This is a genomic window from Pseudomonas azadiae (assembly GCF_019145355.1).
GTDB classification, from domain to species: Bacteria; Pseudomonadota; Gammaproteobacteria; order Pseudomonadales; family Pseudomonadaceae; genus Aquipseudomonas; species Aquipseudomonas azadiae.
In genome coordinates, this window is sequence record NZ_JAHSTY010000002.1 from 2,052,589 (window position 1) to 2,073,877 (window position 21,289).

The window sequence follows — 21,289 nt, forward strand, 5'->3', positions numbered from 1 at the left end:
TGAAGATTTCGCAGGCAGCGGAGGATCAACTATGGGAGCTGGCTTGCCTGCGAATGCGATGTGTAGTGAGCGGGCTTGCCCCGCGCTGGGCTGCGATATAGGCCCCAATAAAGACACCGCCGCCCTCCAGGTAGAACCGATTCGCCTGGTTTGGGGCGGCTTCGCCACCCAGCGCGGGGCAAGCCCGCTCACTACAGACCTCATTCGCGAGCAAGCCTGCTCCCACAGTTTTGACCGCGTTCAACTGGCGATTATTGCTGGGTCAGCTGGGTCCACAACGCCGGCGCGCCCGCCGACTTGGCAATGGCTTCCAACCGCGCCGCGTGCTCGAGCAGGTCCTGCTCGCTCGCCCGGATAACTGGAGTGGGTTTGCGGTCCGCCGGCAGGCGGCGGATTTCCGAAGGGCGGTTGCCCGAACCTTCCGCCGAGCCGGTGCCATCGGACGCGTTACCCGCCAGGGACAGGCTGGTCTGCCCGCCGGTCATGGTCAGGTAGACGTCAGCGAGAATCTCGGAGTCGAGCAAGGCGCCGTGGAGCTCGCGACCGGAGTTGTCGACGCCATAACGCTTGCACAGGGCGTCGAGGCTGTTGCGTTGGCCAGGGTGACGCTCGCGGGCCATCATCAAGGTGTCGAGGATCGTGCAATGCTTGGAGATATCGGCACGATCGGTCTGCCCCATCAGGGCAAACTCGTTGTTGATGAAGCCGATGTCGAACGCCGCGTTATGGATGATCAACTGGGCGCCGTTGATGAATTCGAAGAATTCATCGGCGACTTCGGCAAAGCGCGGCTTGCCCTTGAGGAATTCGTCGGTAATACCGTGGACGCCGATCGCGCCTTCGTCACTGTCACGGTCCGGTTGCAGGTAGACATGGAAGTGACGGCCGGTGAGGCGGCGGCCCATGAGTTCGACACAGCCGATTTCAATGATCCGGTGGCCGTCGGTCACCGGCATGCCGGTGGTTTCGGTATCGAGTACAACAGATCGGATGGCCATCAGGGTTCAGCTCTCAACGGTGTATTTCAAAGGGCGCGATATTACCACGTGATTCGGCATCAGCTCTGCTTGTAGCCGCGCACTTCGTCCACGCCACGGTTGGCCAGTTGGTCGGCGCGCTCGTTGCCAGGGTGGCCTATGTGGCCACGCACCCATTTCCAGGTGATGTCATGGCGGTTGCATTGCTCATCGAGCAACTGCCACAGGTCGGCATTCTTCACCGGTTCCTTGGCCGCCGTCTTCCAGCCACGCTTCTTCCAGTTGACCATCCACTCGTTGATGCCCTTCATCACGTATTGCGAGTCGGTCACCAGCAGCACGTTGCAGCGGCGCTTGAGTTCTTCGAGGCCGCGGATGGCGCCCATCAGCTCCATGCGGTTGTTGGTGGTGTTGGCTTCACCGCCCCACAACTCCTTCTCCACGCCCTTGCACACCAGCAACGCGCCCCAACCGCCTGGGCCTGGGTTGCCCTTGCAGGCGCCGTCGGTGAAGAGTTCTACGCTATCGGTCATCGGTTACTCGGAATCAATTCAAAAAGAGGTTTACGCGTCGCTTTGCCTGCGGTTGACCTTGGCCATCGGCATCGGCACCAGCTTGCCGATCGGCTCACGGCGTACTTGCTGCAGCGGCCGCAGCCCGACCACGATTTTACGCGCCACCAGCAGATAGAAGCCGCCTCCCGACAACTGCCAGGCACCCGCGCGGCGCTCCCAGCCGGCCAGGCGGGCTTGCCACTTGGTCGACGCAAGCGGCGGACGATAGCACCCGAAGCGACGTTTCTCCAGCGCGAAGCCCAGCAGGTTCAGCCAATCACCCACGCGTTGCGGCGAGATGCAGCGCGCCTGGCGCAAGGCATCATTGGCGAACACATGGCGCAGGCCCCAGCTGCTCCAGGGGTTGATCCCGACAATCAGCAAATGGCCGCCTGGGCGCACGCTGCTCGCCGCCTCGCGCAGCAAGCCGTGGGGCGACAGGCAAAAATCCAGGCCATGCTGCAACACCACCACGTCGGCGGCGTGCTCGCTCAACGGCCAGGCCTGTTCCTCGCAGACGATCTCCACCCCTGGCAACGGCGCCCCCAGGCGCACATTGCGCTGCACCTGGGGCGCGGACGGCGGCGTCTGGGCCGAAGGGCCGTAATGCACCAGGTAGCCGCCAAAGAACCGACCCAACTCGTCTTCGAGCATGCGCCGTTCTTCGTCCAGCAGAAATTGCCCGATGGGACCGGACAGCCATTCACGGGCTGCGCCGATCAGGGCCAGCCACTCCGGATCGGCCTGGGCGAACGCTTTATCAGTCATTGCATTCTCCAACTCGCCTAGACGTTCTAAGATGCACCAATGTGTTCAGCTTGGCGAATCGAAGAATGATACAGATCAGTGCCCTGCCCGCCTTCACCGATAACTACATCTGGTTGTTACAAGACCCCGACACCCAACGCTGCGCGGTGGTCGACCCCGGCGATGCCACGCCCGTGCTGGCCTGGCTCAAGCAGAACCCGGAGTGGACCTTGAGCGACATTCTTATCACCCATCACCACCATGACCATGTCGGCGGTGTCGAACAGCTCAAGGACGTGACGGGCGCCAAGGTCTACGGCCCGGCAGCCGAGAAGATCCCCGCCCGCGACGTGGCCCTGAACGACAACGACCGCCTCACAGTGCTCGGCTGGGACTTCGACGTTTATACAGTGCCCGGGCACACCTTGGGCCATATCGCGTTTTATCACCAGGGCGTGCTGTTCTGCGGCGATACCCTGTTTGCCGCCGGTTGCGGACGCCTGTTCGAAGGCACGCCGCAACAATTGCACGCCTCTCTCGAACGCCTGGCCGCCCTGCCCGACGATACGTTGGTGTACTGCACGCACGAGTACACACAAAGCAACCTCAAGTTTGCCCAAGCGGTGGAGCCGGGCAACGCGGATATCGCCGAACGGGTGGAAACCGTCCGCCAACTGCGTGCCCGTGGCGAGATCTCGCTGCCTTCCAACCTGGCCCTGGAAAAGCGCACCAATCCTTTTCTGCGTACCTCTGAAACATCCGTTAAACAAAAAGCGGACGAACGGAACGGCCGCGATAACCGCTCTGCGACCGAGGTGTTTGCTAGCTTGAGGGCCTGGAAAGATACGTTCTAACAGGACGCATTTTGATACGTAATTTCTGAATGGTTGACCGGAACCGAACGGGTTTCTAGAATCGCCCGACATTTTTGCCCGGAACTTACTTCCAGCCAATGTCGTCATCTATTCGTAAATCCAACCATTCAGACGCATTGACCCGCCTGGCTCAAGCTGTGGCGGTGGCTGTGTCCGCCACGCTGGCGGGCTGCCAATCAAACAATTTCACCGCACAATCCACCGTGCAACCCAAGCCAAACCTCAGCGCCAAAATCAAGCAGAAACCCGTCATCTGGCTTTCGGAAAAGCCCGCACCCGAAGTACCTCAGGATGTCTGGGAGCGGATGCGACGGGGCTTTCAATTGCAGGATGGGGTGGGCGTCAACCCGCGTATCGAGCAACAGCGCCTGTGGTTCGCCAGCAACCCCTCCTTCCTTGAGAACGCCGGTGAACGCGGCAGCCTCTATATTCATTACATCGTCGAACGCCTTGAAGAGCGCAACATGCCCCTGGAGCTGGCGCTGCTGCCAGTGATTGAAAGTGCCTACAACCCGATGGCCTACTCGCGCAGCGATGCGGTCGGCCTGTGGCAGTTCATTCCCTCCACCGGGCGCTACTTCAACCTGCGCCAGACCCGCGCCTACGATGGCCGCCGCGATATTACCGCTTCCACCACCGCCGCCCTGGACTACCTGACGCGCCTGCACGACATGTTCAACGGTGACTGGTTGCTGGCCCTGGCCGCCTACAACGCCGGCGAAGGCACCGTGAGCCGGGCCATCGAGCGCAACGAGAAGCTCGGCCTGCCGACCGATTACTGGAACCTGCCGCTGCCCCAGGAAACCAAGGACTACGTGCCCAAGTTCCTGGCGCTGTCACAGGTGGTGCTGGCGCCGGAAGCCTACGGCGTCAACCTGAACCCGATTGCCAACACGCCGTATTTCGAAGTGGTTGAAGTCAAGCAAAGCATGGACCTGTCACGGGTCGCCGCGCTGGCCGAGATCGACGAAGACGAGCTGTTCCAGCTCAACCCGGCCCTGAAACAACGCACCACCCTGGACGGCCCCCAGCATTTGCTGGTGCCCAGTTCCAAGGCGCAATTGCTCACCAGCACGCTTTCGACGATGAAACCGGAAGAATTGCTGGCAATGCGCCCGAAAAAGCAGGTGTTCGACGAAGTCGAGACCGCGCGGGTTGCCGGTCGCACCCGCAGCTACAAGGTGCGCAACGGCGACAACCTCACGCTGATCGCCAAGGCCAACAAAGTCGATGTGCATGACCTGCAACGCTGGAACAAGCTCAACGGCCAGGCGCTCAAGGTCGGCCAGACCCTGGTGATGCAGGACACCCGCAAGCTGGTGGCGAAGGCTGACAGCAAGAAGCCCGTGCAATACAAGGTCAAGAAAGGCGACTCGCTGTACATCGTCGCCAAGCGCTTCAACGTCGAGATGCAACATCTCAAGCGCTGGAACCCGCGCACCGGCCAGGCGTTGAAGCCGGGGCAGATGCTGGTGGTGTCCGGGCCAAGATAAGCCCGTGTGGGAGCTGGCTTGCCTGCGATAGCATCGGATCGGTATTACTGATACACCGAGGCGTCTGCATCGCAGGCAAGCCAGCTCCCACATTTGATCACCACCTGCCTTGATACAGCGCCAGGCCTTGATCTGCGCCTCCAACGACCTTTTTCCAACCGGAACAAGCTGTTACTGTACCGATCATAAAGCCCAAGCCGCCTGGATCGGATCTCTGACTTGAAGCGTCCCCTACTTCTACTAATAAGTCTGGCCTTGAGCTTTGCTGCGAACGCGACGATCACCGAGAGCCACGGTTATACGCAGTTCGGCAGGCTCAAGTACCCGGCCAAATTCACCCACTTCGATTGGGTAAACCCCGCAGCGCCGAAAGGCGGGACATTGCGGGTGATGGCCTTTGGCACTTTCGATACGCTAAACCCCTATACCTTCAAGGGCTCGAGCCCGGTCTCAACCCCCAATTTCCTGCAATACGGCGTCAATGAGCTGAACGAGCCATTGATGGTCGGCACCGGCCAGTACGCACCGTCCGGCGACGAACCCACCTCCAGCTATGGGCTGATCGCCCAGTCGGTGGAGTACAGCGAGGACCGCAGTTGGGTGGTGTTCAACCTGCGCCCGCAGGCGCGCTTCCACGATGGCAAGCCGATCACCGCCTATGACGTGGCGTTCTCCTATCGCACCCTGCTGACCGAAGGCCACCCGCAGTACCGCACCAACCTGCAGGAAGTGGCGCGGGTCGATATCCTCAACCGTCACCGCATCCGTTTTGTGTTCAAGCGCGCCGGCAACCCACTGCTGATCCTGCGCCTGGGCGAGCTGCCGGTATTGCCCCAGCACTATTGGAAAAACCGCGACTTCAAGGCAACCACCTTCGAACCGCCGCTGGGCAGCGGCCCGTACCGCATCAGCAAGGTCACCCCCGGCCGGCAATTGGTGTTCGAACGGGTCAAGGACTATTGGGGCAAAGACCTGCCGGTCAACCAGGGCTTCTATAATTACAACAAGGTCGAAGTGGAGTTCTATCGCGACAGCGACGTGGCCTTCGAAGCCTTCAAGGCCGGCGAATTCGATATCTACATCGAGCACCAGGCCAAGAACTGGGCCAACGGCTACAACTTCCCGGCGGTAAACCGGGGCGAGGTGATCAAGGCGCAAATTGCCCACCAGATCCCGACCCAAAGCCAGGGTCTGTTCATGAACACCCGACGGCCGGCCTTCAGCCAGACCAAGGTGCGCGAAGCGATGGGGCTGATGTTCGACTTCGAGTGGACCAACGGCACCCTGTTCAGCGGTGCCTACAAACGTACCCTGAGCTACTACCCCAACAGCGAATTTTCAGCGACCGGCCTGCCGGTGGGCCATGAATGGCTGATGCTTTCACCTTACCGCGAACAGTTGCCGGCACCATTGTTCACCCAAGCCTTCAGCCTACCGCGCACCGATGGCCGCGGCATCCCCCGCGAGACCCTGCGCCGCGCCCTCGCCCTGCTTGGCGAAGCCGGCTGGAAGTTGTCCGGGCAACGCCTGCTGAACAAGGAGGGGCAACCGCTGCGCTTCGAGATCCTGCTGGTCAACCCGAACCTGGAGCGCATCCTGCAGCCCTATGTCGAGAACCTGATCAGCATCGGTATCGATGCGCGCCTGCGCACCGTCGACCGCGCCCAGTACAAACAGCGCCTGGATCAATTCGACTTCGACATGATCCTGATTACCCTCAACCAGACCCTCAGCCCGGGCCTGGAGCAGTGGCAGTATTTCCACTCCAGCCAGGCCGCGATCAAGGGCAGCAAGAACTACGCAGGCATCGCCAACCCGATTGTCGATCACTTGCTCGAACAACTGCTGGCGGCGCAAACCCGCGAAGAACAACTGGCCGCCGGCCGCGCCCTGGACCGGGTGCTGCTGTGGCAGCACTACAGCATTCCCAACTGGTACCTCAATTATCATCGCCTGGCGTACCGCAACCGGTTCGCCTTTGTCACCACGCCGCCCTATAGCCTGGGCCTGAGCGCATGGTGGCTGAAAGCCTCGGAGAAAGCCCAATGATGCATCTGCGCAACGCACTGCTTGGCAGCCTGTTGCTGTGCACTGCGGCCCAGGCCGCTCCGCAACATGCGCTGACGCTGTACAACGAACCGCCCAAGTACCCTGCCGACTTCAAGCACTTCGACTACGTCAACCCGGACGCGCCCAAGGGTGGCACCTTCCGCGAGTCGGCCATGGGCGGCTTCGACAGCCTCAACCCATGGATCAGCAAGGGCGTGCCGGCCGACAACATCGGCCTGATCTACGACACCCTGGCCATGCAAAGCCTCGACGAGCCGATCACCGAATACGGACTGGTCGCCGGCAAGATCGAAAAGGCCCCGGACAACAGTTGGGTGCGCTTCTATCTGCGCCCCGAAGCGCGTTTCCATGATGGCCACCCGATCCGCGCCGAAGACGTGGTGTTTTCCTTTCAGGAACTGATCAAGGAAGGTTCGCCGATCTACCGCACGTACTATGCCGACGTCGACGAAGTGATCGCCGAAGACCCGCTGAAGGTGCTGTTCAAGTTCAAGCGTACCAACAACCGCGAATTGCCGTTGATCCTCGGCCAGTTGCCGGTATTGCCCAAGCATTGGTGGGCCACCCGTGATTTCGCCAAGGGCAACCTCGAAATACCGCTGGGCAGCGGGCCGTACAAGGTGGCCGAGGTCAAGCCTGGGCGCATGATCCGCTACGAGCGGGTCAAGGACTACTGGGCCAAGGACCTGCCGGTCACCAAAGGCTTCTACAACTTCGATAACCGCATCACTGACTATTACCGTGACAGCACCGTGTCCCTCGAAGCCTTGAAGGCCGGGCAGTTCGATTACTGGCAGGAATTCAGCGCCAAGAACTGGGCCAACGCCTACAACATCCCGGCAGTGGCCGAAGGTCGCTTGATCAAGGAAGAAATCCCCAACGGCAACCCGACCGGGATGCAGGGTTTTGTGTTCAATATGCGCAAGCCGATGTTCCAGGACGTACGCGTGCGCAAGGCTATCAGCCTGTTGCTGGATTTCGAGTGGAGCAACAAACAGCTGTTCAACGGTGCCTATACGCGCACCCGCAGTTACTTCGAAAACTCCGAGATGGCTGCCACCGGCCTGCCCGGCCCGGATGAGCTGAAGATCCTCGAGCCGCTACGCGACAAGATCCCACCCGAAGTCTTCACCCAGGCCTTCGAGCCGTCCAAGACCGACGGCAGCGGCATGATCCGCGCTCAGCAGCGCGAGGCTTACCAGCTGCTGCAGGAAGCCGGCTGGCGCATCAAGGACGACAAGATGGTCGACACCGACGGCAAACCGGTGGTGATCGAATTCCTGCTGGCGCAGACCGAGTTCGAGCGCATCCTCCTGCCGTTCAAGCGCAACCTGGCCGACCTGGGCATTGACCTGGTTATCCGCCGGGTGGACGTCTCGCAGTTCATCAACCGTATCCGCTCGCGAGACTTCGACATGCTGGTGGGCAGTTTCCCGCAGTCCACCTCGCCGGGTAACGAGCAACGCGAGTTCTGGAAATCCTCCAGCGCCGACAAACCCGGCAGCCGCAACTACATGGGCCTCAAGGATCCGGCCGTCGACCAACTGGTGGAACAGTTGATCGACGCCGACTCACGCAAAAGCCTGGTGGCCCATGCCAAGGCGCTGGATCGGGTGCTGCAGTTCGGCTACTACGTGATTCCCAACTGGCACATCAAGACCTTCCGCGTGGCGTACTGGGATCACCTGGGCCATCCGAAAGTCCCGCCACGCTACGACGTCGGCACCGCCACCTGGTGGGCAAAGCCCGACGTAAAACCTGCGGTCACGCTGGACACACGCACAGAAACGAGCGCCGATTCGGCGAGCGGAGGCGATTGAATGCTGGCCTATATTGTTCGCCGTCTGTTGCTGATCATCCCCACGCTGTTCGGGATCTTGCTGATCAACTTTTTGATCATCCAGGCCGCCCCCGGTGGCCCGGTGGAACAGATGATCGCCAAGCTCGAAGGCTTTGAGGGCGCCACCAGCCGTATCGCCGGCGGCGGCGCCGAGGTATCGGTGGCCGGTTCCAGCAGCTACCGTGGCGCCCAGGGCCTGGACCCGGCGCTGATCAAGGAAATCGAAAAGATGTACGGCTTCGACAAATCGGCGCCGGAACGCTTGTGGATCATGGTCAAGAACTACGCGCAACTGGATTTTGGCGACAGCTTTTTCCGTGACGCCAAGGTTATCGACCTGATCAAGGAAAAGATGCCGGTGTCCATCTCCCTCGGGTTGTGGAGCACGCTGATCATGTACCTGGTGTCGATTCCGCTGGGCATCGCCAAGGCCACGCGTCACGGCAGCCATTTCGACGTGTGGACCAGCTCGGCAATCATCGTCGGCTATGCGATCCCGGCCTTCCTGTTTGCGATCCTGTTGATCGTGGTGTTTGCCGGCGGCAGTTACTTTGACTGGTTCCCCCTGCGTGGGCTGACGTCGAACAACTTCGACGAGCTGAGCTGGGGCGGCAAGATCCTCGACTATTTCTGGCACCTGGCGCTGCCCATCACGGCATTGGTGATCGGCAACTTTGCCACCATGACCCTGCTGACCAAGAACAGCTTCCTCGATGAAATCAACAAGCAGTACGTGGTCACCGCCAAAGCCAAGGGCCTGACCAACCATCGCGTGCTGTACGGCCATGTATTTCGCAACGCGATGCTGCTGGTGATCGCCGGCTTCCCGTCGGCATTCATCGGGATTTTCTTCACCGGCTCCTTGCTGGTGGAGGTGATTTTCTCCCTCGACGGCCTGGGCCTGATGAGCTTTGAAGCCGCGATCAACCGCGATTACCCGGTGGTGTTCGGCACATTGTTTATCTTCACCCTGCTGGGGCTGATCGTGAAGCTGATCGGCGACCTCACCTACACCCTGGTCGATCCGCGTATCGACTTTTCCAGCCGGGAGCATTGAGATGAATCTGTCCCCCCTCAATCGCCGTCGGTTCGAACGGTTCAAGGCCAACAAGCGTGGCTGGTGGTCGCTGTGGCTGTTTTTGCTGCTGTTCGGGCTGAGCCTGGGCGCCGAGCTGATCGCCAATGACAAGCCGCTGGTGGTGCACTACGACGACGGCTGGTACTTCCCGGCGCTCAAGCGCTACCCGGAGACCACCTTTGGCGGCGAATTCCCGCTGGAGGCCAACTACAAGAGCCCGTATATCCAGGAACTGCTCAAGGCCAAGGACGCCTGGACCTTGTGGGCGCCGATCCCGTTCAGTTACCAGAGCATCAACTACGACCTCAAGGTGCCGGCGCCGGCGCCGCCCTCGAGCGTCAACCTGCTGGGCACCGATGATCAGGGCCGCGATGTGCTGGCTCGGGTGATCTACGGCTTTCGCGTGTCGGTGCTGTTTGCCCTGACCCTCACCGTCCTGAGCTCGATCATTGGCGTGATCGCCGGGGCCTTGCAGGGTTTCTACGGCGGCTGGGTCGACCTGGCCGGGCAGCGCTTCCTGGAGATCTGGTCCGGGCTGCCGGTGCTGTACCTGCTGATCATTCTTGCCAGCTTCGTGCAGCCCAACTTCTGGTGGCTGCTGGGGATCATGCTGCTGTTCTCCTGGATGAGCCTGGTGGACGTGGTGCGCGCCGAATTCCTGCGCGGGCGCAACCTGGAATACGTGCGCGCCGCCAGGGCCCTGGGCATGCAGAACGGCGCAATCATGTTCCGGCATATCCTGCCCAACGCCATGGTCTCGACCATGACCTTCATGCCGTTCATCCTCACCGGCGCCATCGGTACCCTGACCGCCCTGGACTTCCTCGGCTTTGGCCTGCCGGCCGGTTCGCCGTCGCTGGGGGAACTGGTGGCCCAGGGCAAATCCAATCTGCAAGCGCCGTGGTTGGGCATGAGTGCCTTCGCCGTGCTGGCGATCATGTTGAGCTTGCTGGTGTTTATCGGCGAGTCCGCTCGCGATGCCTTTGACCCGAGGAAATGAGATGAATCAGGACAATCTGATCGAAATCCGCGACCTCAGCGTCGAGTTCGTCACAGGCGAGCATCACCATCGCGTGGTCAACAACGTCAGCTTCGATATCAAGCGCGGCGAAACCATTGCGCTGGTAGGTGAAAGCGGCTCGGGCAAATCGGTGACCGCGCACTCGATCCTGCGCTTGCTGCCCTACCCGTTGGCGCGGCATCCCTCCGGCACCATCCACTATGCCGGGCAAGACTTGCTGACGCTCAAGGAAAAAACCATCCGCCACATTCGCGGCAACCGCATCGCGATGATCTTCCAGGAGCCGATGACCTCGCTGAACCCGTTGCACAACATCGAGAAGCAGATCAACGAGGTGCTGGGCCTGCACAAGGGACTCACCGGCAAGGTTGCCACCCGCCGTACCCTGGAGTTGCTGGAACTGGTGGGCATTCCCGAGCCGCACAAGCGCCTCAAGGCCCTGCCCCACGAATTGTCCGGCGGCCAGCGCCAGCGGGTGATGATCGCCATGGCGTTGGCCAATGAGCCCGAATTGCTCATCGCCGACGAACCCACCACCGCGCTCGACGTGACAGTGCAGTTGAAGATCCTGGAATTGCTCAAGGAGTTGCAGGCGCGGCTGGGCATGGCGCTGCTGCTGATCAGCCATGACTTGAACCTGGTGCGGCGTATCGCCCATCGCGTGTGCGTGATGCAAAAGGGTTGCATCGTTGAGCAGGCCGACTGCGAGACGCTGTTCCAGTCGCCCCGGCACCCGTACACCCAGGAACTGTTGGCCGCCGAACCCAGCGGCGGGCCGGCGGCCAATGAAGTCGGGCCACCGCTGCTGGAGGTCGATGACCTGAAGGTGTGGTTCCCGATCAAGAAGGGCTTTTTGCGCAACACCGTCGATTACGTCAAGGCAGTGGACGGCATCAACTTCAGCCTGCCCCAGGGCCAAACCCTGGGCATCGTCGGCGAAAGCGGCTCGGGCAAATCCACCCTGGGCCTGGCGATCCTGCGCCTGATCGGCAGCAAGGGCGGTATTCGCTTCGAAGGCCAGCAACTGGACCAACTGACCCAGCAACAGGTGCGCCCGTTGCGCCGTGAAATGCAGGTGGTGTTCCAGGACCCGTTCGGCAGCCTGAGCCCGCGCATGTGCGTCAGCGAGATCGTCGGTGAAGGCCTGCGCATTCATAAAATGGGCACGCCGGCCGAGCAGGAAACCGCGATCATCGCAGCGCTCAAGGAAGTGGGCCTCGACCCGGAATCCCGGCACCGCTACCCCCACGAATTCTCCGGCGGCCAGCGCCAGCGCATCGCCATCGCCCGCGCGCTGGTGCTCAAGCCACGTCTGATCCTGCTCGACGAACCCACCTCGGCCCTGGACCGCACAGTGCAACGCCAGGTGGTGGAACTGCTGCGCAGCTTGCAGGCCAAGTACAACCTGACTTATCTGTTTATCAGCCATGACCTGGCGGTGGTAAAGGCGCTGAGCCACCAGTTGATGGTGGTCAAACAAGGGCAGGTGGTGGAGCAAGGTGATGCCCGGGCAATTTTTGCCGATCCGCAGCATGTTTATACTCGGCAATTGCTGAAAGCGGCTTTCCTGGAGCCGGCGTGAACCACCCGGCCAGGTTTGGCCCAAGGAGGGCGTGCCCATGACCGCGTCTACCGCTCCGCTGTTCTGGCGGGATCCCGCGCTGCCGTTCATCGAAGCGCGGACCATTGTCGACGGACGCAAGGTGACTTACACCCGCCACGCTCACGAGCATTTTTCCATCGGTGCGATCACCGCCGGCAGAAGCTATTACCACTACGGCGCGGACAGGTTCCAGATCAGCGCCGGTACGGTGGTGTTGATGAACCCAGGCGACGTGCACGCCTGCAATCCCATCGACAATGAGCCATGGTCCTACCACATGCTGTACCTCGACACGCCCTGGCTGACGGACTTGCAGCACCAGCTGGGTTTCAGCACTGAGCAGGGTTACCGGCCATTCGGCACGCCCTACACGCAGGACACGGTGCTGTACGACGGCCTGCTGGAGCTGTATCGGATACTGGTGGATGAACAGGCCGAGCACCTGCAAAAACAGAGTGCGCTGGTGAGTTACTTCACCGAGGTGCAGCAGCGCCTGAACCCCTCCGACACCCCGATGCGCGAGGTCAACCACAAGCTGGAGCGCGCCGCGCAGTACATCCGCGAGCACTGCACCCAGGCGCTGAAACTCGAAGACATCTGCCTGGCCGCCGGGCTGTCGCCGTCGTACCTGATCCGCGCGTTCAAGCAATATTACGGGCTCACGCCGCATGCGTTCCTGGTCAACCAGCGTATCCAGTTTGCCCGCACGCAATTGCGCCAGGGCGAACTGATCGCCGATGTGGCCCTGGCCGCAGGTTTCGCCGACCAGGCGCACTTCCAACGCACCTTCAAACAACATGTTGCCGCCACGCCGGGGCAATACCGCGAACGGCTCACGCCATCAGCAAATAACCCACACTGGCCACCAGCAACGCGGCCATCGAACGGTTGAACAGCCGCACGCCACGCGGGTTGCTCAGGTAGCGGCGCAGGAACGTGCCGGCATAGGCCCAGCAGGCCACCGACAGGTAGCAGATCACCAGGTAGATCGCCGCGAACAGCCACACTTGTGCGGCGTCGCCTTCCGCGACAAACAACCCCATGCCCGCCACGCAGGCCAGCCACGCCTTGGGGTTGAGCCACTGCATGATCGCGCCGTAGAGCATCGATGGCGCGGTGGCCGTACCCTCGGCATCCAGTCGGCCGTCGTCCGCTGCCAGTTTCCAGGCCATGTACAGCAGGAAGGCCACGCCGCCCCACTGAATCAACTGGGTCAATAATGGCCAGCGCACCAGCACTTCATGCAAGCCCAGGCCAATCAGCACCAGCAGCAACGTAAAGCCCACGGCGGCACCGAACACGTGTTTCTGGCTGGCAACGAAGCCGAAGCGCGCCCCCGAGCTCAGCGCCACCACATTGACCGGGCCCGGTGTGATGGACGTGGCCAGCGCGAAGGCCGCCATGGAAATGGTCAGGCTCATTGCAGTTCCTTTTATCCGAACGAGTAGCGATGGGGCCACAGTACCGGGCCCCTCGACCAGGGTATTGAAGAAAATGCCCCTCAGGTATCTACACGTCTTAAGAAGCTGACGAATCTCTTTGTGGGAGACCTGCTAACCGTTGATCAACGAAACGTGTGCGCCCACCCCGGCGCGCACGCCCTCGGCCACAGCCAGCGCGACGGAGCCGGCGGCGAGGGAAGTATCGCCACAGGCAAACACGCCGGGCACGGAGGTCTGGCGCATGTCATCGGTGTGCAGATAAGCGCCGGTGGGCCCGTCGGCCAGCGCGCAGCCCAGTTGCTCGGCCAATGGGCTGATGCGGGTGCGGGACATGGTGAAGATACCGTCGAGGTTGAACACCCGGCCATCGTCCAATTCCAGGTCGACGCGCTCACCGCTGATGCGCCGTACGGCACCGCTTTGCACGCTCACGCCACGTCGGTCCAACTGCGCCTGTTGCTCGGTATCGGGTATGAACACGCCATTGGTGAACAACGTGGTGGTGCCCCAGTCCGGCAGCATCAATGCGTGGTGCATGGCCAGGGATGACGTCGCCAGGACCCCGATGCGGCCACTGTCCAGCTCGTAGCCGTGGCAGTACGGGCAATGGAACACCCGCTTGCCCCAACGCTCCTTGAGGCCGTCGATGGCCGGCAAGTCGTCGACCACACCCGTGGCGAGAATCAAGCGCTTGCCCTGCAACGTCCCGTTATGTTCGGTGCGAACGCTGAAACCCGGCGCCTGTTCAGCCGTCTGCACGACGCTGTCTTGCAACCAGGTGACCGTTGGATATTCCATCAGTTGGCTACGCCCTGCTGCGGCGATAATCTCCGGCGCCTGGCCGTCCTGGCCAAGAAAGCCGTGGGACGTAGCCGCAAAGCGGTTGCGCCGCTGCCCCGCATCGATCACCAGCACCTGGCGTCGCGCCCGTGCCAATTGCAGGCCAGCCGACAGGCCGGCGTAGCTGCCGCCCACGATAATCACGTCGTACATCATGAGAATGACCCCTGCTGTGTGCCCCCGGTTGTCCGAGCGCCTTCACGACACACCATAAGTTACATAAAAATACCCCGTCAAGGCTCTCGCAACTTTTCGGGTTACGAAGGATACTTTCGAGCGAATCAATCAGAGGCCCAATGATGAGAAACGACACGCGCCTTTCGCGCATGCTCCATGTGCTGATCCATATGGGTCGCCACGAAGAACGCGCGACGTCCGAGACCATCGCGCAGATGCTCGGCACCAACCCGGTGGTAGTGCGGCGCACGCTCGGGCTGCTCAAGGAGAAAGGTTACGTACGCTCGGAAAAGGGCCATCAAGGCGGTTGGCGCCTGGGCAAACCGTTGAGTGAAATCACCTTGCTGGAAATTCACAACGCGCTGGGCACGCCCTCGATATTCGCCATCGGCCTGTCCACCGACCACCCGCAGTGCCTGGTGGAGCAGGCGGTGAACGCCGCGCTCACGGATGCGTTCGAGCAAGCCCAGACGCTGCTGCTGGAGCGCCTGGGCGAGGTCACGTTGGCACAGTTGGCCGAGGATTTTGACGAGCGCTATCGCGTCGCGATGCTGCCCTAGCGTTGCGCGGGAATGCGGATATCGCCGTCACGGCACTGGGTTTTCACGCTGCGCGGGCAGCCGGCGAACGCCAGGTCCTTGGTCAGGCATACGCGCACTTCCGACAGCACCTTGCCTTTGCAGATCACCGCCAGGCCATGATTGCCCATGCGCGGGTTGCTCTCGCGGAACAACGCCTCTATCTCATGGGCTGGCAACGAGGGCGGCGTGTTGAACGGCTGCAGTTGCTGCGGAATGTTCACGACACCGAGCGCCTCGTCGGTTTTTTCCAGGTAGTCCGACGGCTCCAGGCCACTGCAGGTGCCATGCTTGGCCCATTCGTGCCTGAGCAGCGAACGGGTCGGGAACAGTGCAGCGCCTTTTTCGATGTCTTCGCGGCTTAACCGCGACTGCGGCGAGCACGAAGCCGGCCACCCTCCCCGCGCGTATTGCGGCCACAAGCCGTGCAAGACAAAGCCGTAGCCCTTGCCCGAACACTGCTCATTGTCCGGATGAGTCAGGCAGAACGTCGGTGACCATGACAACGACAACACGTAAAAATCGAATTCCCCAGGCGTGCCTTGGCTGCGCGCAGCTGCCATTGCGCTGGTGGCCAGCATCAGCCACAACGCTATCGAGTATTTCATCCGTCTGTTCCTTGGGAAAACAGAAATCCTATCGCGGTTGCCCGGGATGATTGGGGTTACGTTGTAGCACCTTGTCCAGGATCCGATCGGTCTTCAACGCTTCGATCGCCAGTGACGGATGCTCGGCTTCACCACGGATATGCGCGTTCATCGCCAACACGTGGTGCCACTGGATATGCGCATGGCACGGTACGTCCAGCACTTCGTTGGTCTCACCCTCAAGGCGCAGGGGCTGGTCCTCGAATACCGAAAATTGGATGCGCCCGCGGCTGCCGATCAATTCGACCAGGTCTTCACGGCGATCCGCGACAAAGTTCCAGCAGCCCATGCCCATTGCGCCCGAACTGAAGGTCCAGCATGCCGTCACGGCATCCTCGGCCGCATAGCGCCCAGCCTGGCGCGCGGTGAAGCCTGAGACTTCGATGATATCCCCGGCCAGGTACTGGAACAGGTCAAAACCATGGCTGGCCAGGTCGGCAAAGTAACCGCCACCGGCAATGGTCGGGTCCGTACGCCAGTTGGCGGCACTGGCGTCATCGGCGCCAGGCGGCTTGCACAGGGTCCACGTCAGGTGGCGCAGTTCACCGATGCGCCCTTCCCGCAGCCAGTCGCGCACCTGCTGGAAGCGCGGCAGCGAACGGCGGTAATAGGAGACAAACAGATGCAGCCCGGCGCGCTCGAAGGTGCGCTGCATCAATGCGCTCTGCTCGGCATTCAGCGACATGGGCTTCTCGACGCAGCAATGCTTGCCGGCCGCGGCCACCATCAGGCTGTATTCAAGGTGACTGTCAGGCGGCGTGGCGATGTACACGGCGTCCACTTCGGGGTCGTTGATCAGGGCTTGAGCGTCGGTGTAGAAGCGGGCGATGCCGTGGCGTGCTGCATAGTCACGCACCGCGGCCTCGCGACGCCCCATCACCGCCACCAGTGCAGAACCTGGCGCTTTATAGAAAGCCGGTCCACTCTTCACTTCAGTGACACTGCCACAGCCGATCATGCCCCAGCGTACGGTGCTCATCTGCTCTCCTCGTCCTTTTTAGTCAAGCGGGCAGTATCCACATCCCCGCCGGTCAGCGCCATAAGCAGTTAGCATGACAATTGCATTACACTTTTATGACATTCATCCCGCTGCGGGGGCACAGACGATGAAAATACGCGCAACGGTCATCTGCGAGCACGAAGGCAATATCCTCTTCGTGCGCAAAGCCAGATCGAAATGGGCCTTGCCCGGAGGCAAGGTCGAACGCAACGAACGCCCGGTCGGCGCCGCTGAGCGCGAGCTGGAAGAAGAAACCGGATTGAACGTGGACGGCTTGCTCTATCTGCAAGAGTTGAAGGCCCGTGACACTGTTCACCACGTCTTCGAAGCGTCAGTGGTGAACATCGCCGAAGCAAAACCCTGCAATGAAATAACCGATTGCCAGTGGCATCCGTATGGCGCCATTGATGAACTGGATACCACGGATGCTACCCGGCACATTGTTAAGTCATTTGTGCGTCGGCTGTAGTTTCTGCGCTCTGCCTGAGCGGCATTCAGCAAGCGGTTCTGTAAATTCCAGGCAAAAAAAATCCCAAGTAGCTGATGGAAACTTGGGATTTAAAAATGCATAAACCGTGGGAGGTGAACGCCCGGTCATAATAACGATAGAAAAAAGGCGTAACAAGATTATTTTAAACCCTTTCGTCGGATTAAAAGCGCCGTAAGTCATTCAATAACCACATGTTTTTTAAGGTCGCGAGTCAGACGAGTGCCACTTTTTGGTGCAACTACCGCCGATACTCCCGCTTATAAACACGGCTGTTAGATCAAGCACAGACCACACTTTATACCTACTGCGCCCTGCTCTTCTCGTAACGCACATCGTGCTCCTCGACCTTACCGACCCTGGTCCAGCCCAGCCGTTGGTAAAACCCGTTGGCGCGGATTTCGTCGCGACCATCGGTGATCAGGAACAGCCTGTCGTGGTGTCCAAACAACGCGGCTTCGGCCACTGCCATCAGTTGGCGGCCCAGTCCCAGGTTTTCATGAGTCGGCAACACGAACATCGCGAATACCTCGCCCTCGGCCAGGTTGACCATGGCAAAGGCGACAGGCCGACCGTCCACTTCGGCGAGCCATACGCAAGGCGCGTCACGAATACTGTCGGCGAGCACTTGCGGCGTGATGCCCAGCGCGGCCATCTGCTCGACACTCAAGTGGTTTTGCACCACCGAGGTGCGGATGTGAAACAGCGTGTCGACATCGTCCTGTGTCGCCGCGCGAATGAGCGTTTGCATACTGGCCTCCGTTGGAAGACGCAATTGTAGGTAACTACACACGCGGTGAATGTGGTGGATTTGTAAGCGCCTACAAGGTCGAACCATGTTGGACAGGCTTGCGCACATTTGCGCCGGCCGTTGCCCGTCAGGTCATTTACGCGCAACTTTATAGCGCACGCAATCTTGATAGAAACTCTGACGAATGGCCTCGGGCTTGAGCCGTGAGCGGCTGTCGTAGGTCTGTTCGGTAATGCCCATGGCCATCATCCGCATCCAGGATTTGTTGAACTTGATCGTCTGGATCTTCTGCCGCGCGGCGTACAGCGACACCCCCGACAGTTTGAGTTCCTGGGCCCTGGCCGCGGTGCCGGCGCCCCAACTGCACATGTACTTGTCACCCTCGCGCAGCTCCCGTGCCTGCACGGCAGCCGCGCCGCCGGCCAGGGAGCAGGCGATCAGCATGATTCCAACGTTGCGCATGTGTATCCCTACCCTAACCACCTGAAAATAAACGTGATTCTGGCGAGGATTTGGTTACAAAGGGGCCATTAAAATGCCTTATCGGTTGGCTGTCACCATTGGTAGGTGGCGCTGGCCTGTACGGTGCGCTGTGAGCCGTACCAGCACCATGAGTAGGAAAGGCACGAAGCCACATACTCTTTATTCGCCAGGTTGGTGGCGTTCAATGCCAGGCGCAGATTGTCCTGAGGGTTGGCAATGTTCGGGATGTCATAGTGCACCGCTGCATCGAACAGCGTGTAGCCCGGTACTTTCAAGGTGTTGGCCGGATCGCCCCAGGACGAACCGACATAACGTGCACCGGCACCCACGCCAAAACCTTTGAGCTGGCCGTCATGGAAGGTGTAGTCCGCCCAGGCCGAGGCGGTGTGACGAGGTAGACCATAGGTGGTGGTACCTTTGACCGGGATCGCCGGGCCTACGCCCCCATCGGTGATCGGCGCGTACTGCACCGTACTGTTGGACTTGCTCGCGCGGTTATCCAGGTAAGCGTAGGCCGCCGTGATGTCCAGGTTGTCGTTGAGGCTGGCCTTGCCTTCCAGCTCGAAGCCACGGGACTGTTGTTCGCCGTCCTGAATGTTGCAGCGGCCGCTGCCACACAGATGGGTCGGGTCCGGATCCAGGGTCGGTACGTTGGTTTGGCGCAGGTCGAAAATGGCAGCCGTAATAAAGCTATTGCTGCCCGGCGGCTGGTACTTGATGCCGATCTCGTACTGCTTGCCTTCGGTCGGTTTGAACACCGAGCCGCCGTAACCTGTGCCCGACTGCGGGTTGAACGACTCCGCATAGCTGGCATAAGGCGCCAGGCCATTCTCGAACAGGTAGACCAACCCTACACGGCCGGTAAACGCCTCGCTGTCCAGGGAAGATTTACTTTTGGCGCCGGTTTTGATGGTTTTGGTGGTGGCATCGGTACTCGCCCAATCATAGCGACCGCCGAGCAACAGCACCCACTTGTCCCACTTCATTTGTTCCTGCAAGTAGACCCCGGTCTGCTCGCTGCGCGAGGTGGCGTCAGTACTGAACGCCGGCGTCACCACGGGCGCACCGTAAACCGGATCGAAGATATCCAGGTTCGGTCCCTTGTCGTAACCCGCCTTGGTGTCGGTGCTGGTGTTTTGGTAATCGAGGCCCATCAACAGCGTGTGTTGCAAGGGCCCGGTGTCGAATTTGGCTTGTACCTGGTTGTCGAGGGTATAGGCATCCATGTCGACATCGGTGGCGATGGTCGAGCGGTTCGACGTGCGATAATCAGCCTGCAAGTTGCTGTTGTAGATGCTGCGGTAAATGCCCTCGGCACGCAGGTAACGTGCGTTCTGGCGTACGGTCCAGACATCGTTGAAGTGATGTTCGAAAGCGTAGCCGAGGGAGTAATACTCGCGGTCACTTTTCTCGAAATTCTTTTCGCCGTCGTAGAAATCCACATCAATCTTGCGCCCGGTCGGGCTATGCAACACCGACCCCCAGGCCGGCACCGAACCGTAGGACGCGCCCTTGGGGTCCTTCTGGAAATGCCCGAGCAAGGTCAGCGACGTGGCGTCGTCCGGGCGCCAGGTGAAAGCGCTGGACAGCGACTGGCGGCGCGTCTCGGTGTGTTCCACCTGACCATCGGCATCGTCGAAAAGTCCAGCCACGCGGTAGGAATACACGCCCTGATCATCCAGCGGACCACTCAAGTCGAAGGTCGTACGTTTCTTGTTGAAGGTGCCGTATTCCACGCCCACTTCATGAAACGGTGTGTCCAGCGGGCGCTTGGTGACCATATTGATCACCCCGCTAGGCGTGCCCTGGCCGTACAGCACCGAGGCCGGGCCGCGCAGCACTTCGACACGCTCCAGGTCAAACGCATCCTTTTGAGGCAAGGCGTCACGGCTTGATGGCATGCGCAGGCCGTCAAGGTAGGTGGCGGGGGAGAAACCCCGGATGGTCAGTTGGTCAAGCCGCGACGCGGTGGCGCCACGGGTCTCCGGGACCACGGCGGCGCTGTAGCGCAGGATCTGGTTGAGGCTCTCGGCGTTCTGTGCGCGCATCTGGTCTTTGGTGACGATCGAGATCGACTGCGGAGTTTCGATCAGCGCGGTGTCGGTCTTGGTGCCCGACAAGCTGCGCGTGGCCACATAACCGGACACCGGCCCGGTCGGGCTCTCGGCCTGGTACGCGCCGCTGATGGTGGTGGCCTGCAGTTCCATCGCCCCGCCGTTATCCGCAATGGCTTCCAGGCGATAGCGGTCGGTGGCGATCTTCAAGGCTTGCAGGCCGCTGCCGGCGAGCAATTGATTGAGTGCGGCCTCGGTGTCGTATTGCCCGTTCAAACCGTTGCTGCGCTTGCCCCGCGCCAGGCTTGCATCGAAGGCCAGCACCAGGCCCGCCTGTTCGGCCAGGCTATTGAGCGCCTGGCTCAGGTCACCGGCGGCAATCGAGAAACCGCGCACGGTGCTCTCTTCAGCGAAGGAATTCTGAACAGCCAGCAACGGCACAGCGGCAAAAGCCATCGCCACAGACAAAGCCAGTGGATGCAAGGGACGAGCAAGGCGCGACATGGGAAATCCTGCGTAATAGGGGTTCTATTAACCATGACGGCCATGTCCGGAAATCGGGCAAGGATGAG

20 protein-coding genes are annotated in these 21,289 nt (G+C 60.9%); 10 read left to right on the plus strand and 10 right to left on the minus strand.

The features are described 5' to 3' along the window. Positions 1-251: 251 nt before the first annotated feature. From dnaQ to KVG91_RS25620, 3 genes are all read right to left on the minus strand, one after another. Entirely contained in the window at positions 252-992 is a 741-nt protein-coding gene (dnaQ, locus tag KVG91_RS25610) for a DNA polymerase III subunit epsilon (protein WP_169374433.1), read from the minus strand. A 65-nt stretch (positions 993-1,057) separates the two neighbouring features. Next, a complete protein-coding gene (rnhA, locus tag KVG91_RS25615; protein WP_003173571.1) occupies positions 1,058-1,510 on the minus strand; it encodes a ribonuclease HI in 453 nt (150 codons plus the stop codon). A 30-nt stretch (positions 1,511-1,540) separates the two neighbouring features. Further along, complete coding sequence (locus KVG91_RS25620; RefSeq protein ID WP_169374426.1) at positions 1,541-2,299, minus strand: methyltransferase domain-containing protein; 759 nt, start codon at positions 2,297-2,299, stop codon at positions 1,541-1,543. 65 nt (positions 2,300-2,364) lie between these two features. Between KVG91_RS25620 and gloB the strand changes: the two genes are divergently transcribed. From gloB to KVG91_RS25660, 8 genes are all read left to right on the plus strand, one after another. After that, positions 2,365-3,132 carry a hydroxyacylglutathione hydrolase gene (gene gloB / locus KVG91_RS25625; RefSeq protein WP_169374425.1) on the plus strand — a complete coding sequence of 256 codons (768 nt, stop codon included), beginning with the start codon at positions 2,365-2,367 and terminating at the stop codon, positions 3,130-3,132. Between the two features lie 98 nt (positions 3,133-3,230). Beyond that, the gene (locus KVG91_RS25630; protein ID WP_217894950.1) at positions 3,231-4,646 is read left to right on the plus strand and encodes a lytic transglycosylase domain-containing protein; all 1,416 of its coding nucleotides are present in this window, start codon (positions 3,231-3,233) and stop codon (positions 4,644-4,646) included. 219 nt (positions 4,647-4,865) lie between these two features. After that, the gene (locus KVG91_RS25635) at positions 4,866-6,695 is read left to right on the plus strand and encodes an extracellular solute-binding protein (RefSeq protein WP_169377178.1); all 1,830 of its coding nucleotides are present in this window, start codon (positions 4,866-4,868) and stop codon (positions 6,693-6,695) included. Continuing rightward, positions 6,692-8,536, plus strand: a complete 1,845-nt coding sequence (locus tag KVG91_RS25640; protein WP_169377179.1) for an extracellular solute-binding protein — start codon at positions 6,692-6,694, stop codon at positions 8,534-8,536. The genes KVG91_RS25635 and KVG91_RS25640 overlap by 4 nt, the downstream gene beginning before the upstream one ends. Continuing rightward, positions 8,537-9,613 (plus strand): microcin C ABC transporter permease YejB, encoded by a 1,077-nt coding sequence (locus KVG91_RS25645; RefSeq protein ID WP_169377180.1) that lies wholly within the window; start codon positions 8,537-8,539, stop codon positions 9,611-9,613. A gap of 1 nt (position 9,614) precedes the next feature. After that, positions 9,615-10,634 carry an ABC transporter permease gene (locus KVG91_RS25650; RefSeq protein WP_169377181.1) on the plus strand — a complete coding sequence of 340 codons (1,020 nt, stop codon included), beginning with the start codon at positions 9,615-9,617 and terminating at the stop codon, positions 10,632-10,634. 1 nt (position 10,635) lies between these two features. Then, entirely contained in the window at positions 10,636-12,237 is a 1,602-nt protein-coding gene (locus KVG91_RS25655) for an ABC transporter ATP-binding protein (RefSeq protein ID WP_169377182.1), read from the plus strand. Between the two features lie 37 nt (positions 12,238-12,274). Then, the gene (locus tag KVG91_RS25660) at positions 12,275-13,150 is read left to right on the plus strand and encodes an AraC family transcriptional regulator (RefSeq protein WP_169377183.1); all 876 of its coding nucleotides are present in this window, start codon (positions 12,275-12,277) and stop codon (positions 13,148-13,150) included. Here KVG91_RS25660 and KVG91_RS25665 read toward each other — a convergent pair. Further along, positions 13,092-13,679 (minus strand): LysE family translocator, encoded by a 588-nt coding sequence (locus KVG91_RS25665; protein ID WP_169377184.1) that lies wholly within the window; start codon positions 13,677-13,679, stop codon positions 13,092-13,094. The two genes, KVG91_RS25660 and KVG91_RS25665, sit on opposite strands and share 59 nt — an antisense overlap. Positions 13,680-13,811: 132 nt before the next feature. After that, positions 13,812-14,696 carry an NAD(P)/FAD-dependent oxidoreductase gene (locus KVG91_RS25670; RefSeq protein ID WP_169377185.1) on the minus strand — a complete coding sequence of 295 codons (885 nt, stop codon included), beginning with the start codon at positions 14,694-14,696 and terminating at the stop codon, positions 13,812-13,814. Positions 14,697-14,839: 143 nt separating this feature from the next. On the opposite strand from KVG91_RS25670, the gene KVG91_RS25675 reads away from it, so the two are divergent. Beyond that, entirely contained in the window at positions 14,840-15,277 is a 438-nt protein-coding gene (locus tag KVG91_RS25675) for an Rrf2 family transcriptional regulator (protein WP_169377191.1), read from the plus strand. Here KVG91_RS25675 and KVG91_RS25680 read toward each other — a convergent pair. Beyond that, a complete protein-coding gene (locus KVG91_RS25680; protein WP_169377186.1) occupies positions 15,274-15,903 on the minus strand; it encodes a ribonuclease T2 family protein in 630 nt (209 codons plus the stop codon). The two genes, KVG91_RS25675 and KVG91_RS25680, sit on opposite strands and share 4 nt — an antisense overlap. A gap of 28 nt (positions 15,904-15,931) precedes the next feature. Further along, positions 15,932-16,921, minus strand: coding sequence for a Gfo/Idh/MocA family protein (locus tag KVG91_RS25685; RefSeq protein ID WP_169377187.1), 990 nt, complete (start codon positions 16,919-16,921; stop codon positions 15,932-15,934). 127 nt (positions 16,922-17,048) lie between these two features. On the opposite strand from KVG91_RS25685, the gene KVG91_RS25690 reads away from it, so the two are divergent. Further along, positions 17,049-17,411 (plus strand): NUDIX hydrolase, encoded by a 363-nt coding sequence (locus KVG91_RS25690; protein WP_169377192.1) that lies wholly within the window; start codon positions 17,049-17,051, stop codon positions 17,409-17,411. Positions 17,412-17,733: 322 nt separating this feature from the next. Here the strand turns inward: KVG91_RS25690 and KVG91_RS25695 are convergent, their stop codons facing one another. From KVG91_RS25695 to KVG91_RS25705, 3 genes are all read right to left on the minus strand, one after another. Beyond that, positions 17,734-18,180, minus strand: a complete 447-nt coding sequence (locus KVG91_RS25695) for a GNAT family N-acetyltransferase (protein ID WP_169377188.1) — start codon at positions 18,178-18,180, stop codon at positions 17,734-17,736. 132 nt (positions 18,181-18,312) lie between these two features. Then, on the minus strand, positions 18,313-18,642 hold the full coding sequence (locus KVG91_RS25700; RefSeq protein ID WP_026139966.1) for a hypothetical protein: 330 nt from the start codon (positions 18,640-18,642) through the stop codon (positions 18,313-18,315). A gap of 92 nt (positions 18,643-18,734) precedes the next feature. Continuing rightward, positions 18,735-21,221: a TonB-dependent siderophore receptor gene (locus tag KVG91_RS25705; protein WP_169377189.1), complete on the minus strand. Its 2,487-nt coding sequence runs from the start codon at positions 21,219-21,221 to the stop codon at positions 18,735-18,737. Positions 21,222-21,289 lie beyond the last annotated feature (68 nt).

Bases quoted from the DNA above. Each gene is read 5' to 3' on its own strand.
- rnhA (WP_003173571.1), bottom strand. From the start codon at position 1,510: ATGACCGATAGCGTAGAACTCTTCACCGACGGCGCCTGCAAGGGCAAC.
- KVG91_RS25620 (WP_169374426.1), bottom strand. From the start codon at position 2,299: ATGACTGATAAAGCGTTCGCCCAGGCCGATCCGGAGTGGCTGGCCCTG.
- gloB (WP_169374425.1), top strand. From the start codon at position 2,365: ATGATACAGATCAGTGCCCTGCCCGCCTTCACCGATAACTACATCTGG.
- KVG91_RS25630 (WP_217894950.1), top strand. From the start codon at position 3,231: ATGTCGTCATCTATTCGTAAATCCAACCATTCAGACGCATTGACCCGC.
- KVG91_RS25640 (WP_169377179.1), top strand. From the start codon at position 6,692: ATGATGCATCTGCGCAACGCACTGCTTGGCAGCCTGTTGCTGTGCACT.
- KVG91_RS25645 (WP_169377180.1), top strand. From the start codon at position 8,537: ATGCTGGCCTATATTGTTCGCCGTCTGTTGCTGATCATCCCCACGCTG.
- KVG91_RS25650 (WP_169377181.1), top strand. From the start codon at position 9,615: ATGAATCTGTCCCCCCTCAATCGCCGTCGGTTCGAACGGTTCAAGGCC.
- KVG91_RS25655 (WP_169377182.1), top strand. From the start codon at position 10,636: ATGAATCAGGACAATCTGATCGAAATCCGCGACCTCAGCGTCGAGTTC.
- KVG91_RS25660 (WP_169377183.1), top strand. From the start codon at position 12,275: ATGACCGCGTCTACCGCTCCGCTGTTCTGGCGGGATCCCGCGCTGCCG.
- KVG91_RS25665 (WP_169377184.1), bottom strand. From the start codon at position 13,679: ATGAGCCTGACCATTTCCATGGCGGCCTTCGCGCTGGCCACGTCCATC.
- KVG91_RS25670 (WP_169377185.1), bottom strand. From the start codon at position 14,696: ATGATGTACGACGTGATTATCGTGGGCGGCAGCTACGCCGGCCTGTCG.
- KVG91_RS25675 (WP_169377191.1), top strand. From the start codon at position 14,840: ATGAGAAACGACACGCGCCTTTCGCGCATGCTCCATGTGCTGATCCAT.
- KVG91_RS25680 (WP_169377186.1), bottom strand. From the start codon at position 15,903: ATGAAATACTCGATAGCGTTGTGGCTGATGCTGGCCACCAGCGCAATG.
- KVG91_RS25685 (WP_169377187.1), bottom strand. From the start codon at position 16,921: ATGAGCACCGTACGCTGGGGCATGATCGGCTGTGGCAGTGTCACTGAA.
- KVG91_RS25690 (WP_169377192.1), top strand. From the start codon at position 17,049: ATGAAAATACGCGCAACGGTCATCTGCGAGCACGAAGGCAATATCCTC.
- KVG91_RS25695 (WP_169377188.1), bottom strand. From the start codon at position 18,180: ATGCAAACGCTCATTCGCGCGGCGACACAGGACGATGTCGACACGCTG.
- KVG91_RS25700 (WP_026139966.1), bottom strand. From the start codon at position 18,642: ATGCGCAACGTTGGAATCATGCTGATCGCCTGCTCCCTGGCCGGCGGC.
- KVG91_RS25705 (WP_169377189.1), bottom strand. From the start codon at position 21,221: ATGTCGCGCCTTGCTCGTCCCTTGCATCCACTGGCTTTGTCTGTGGCG.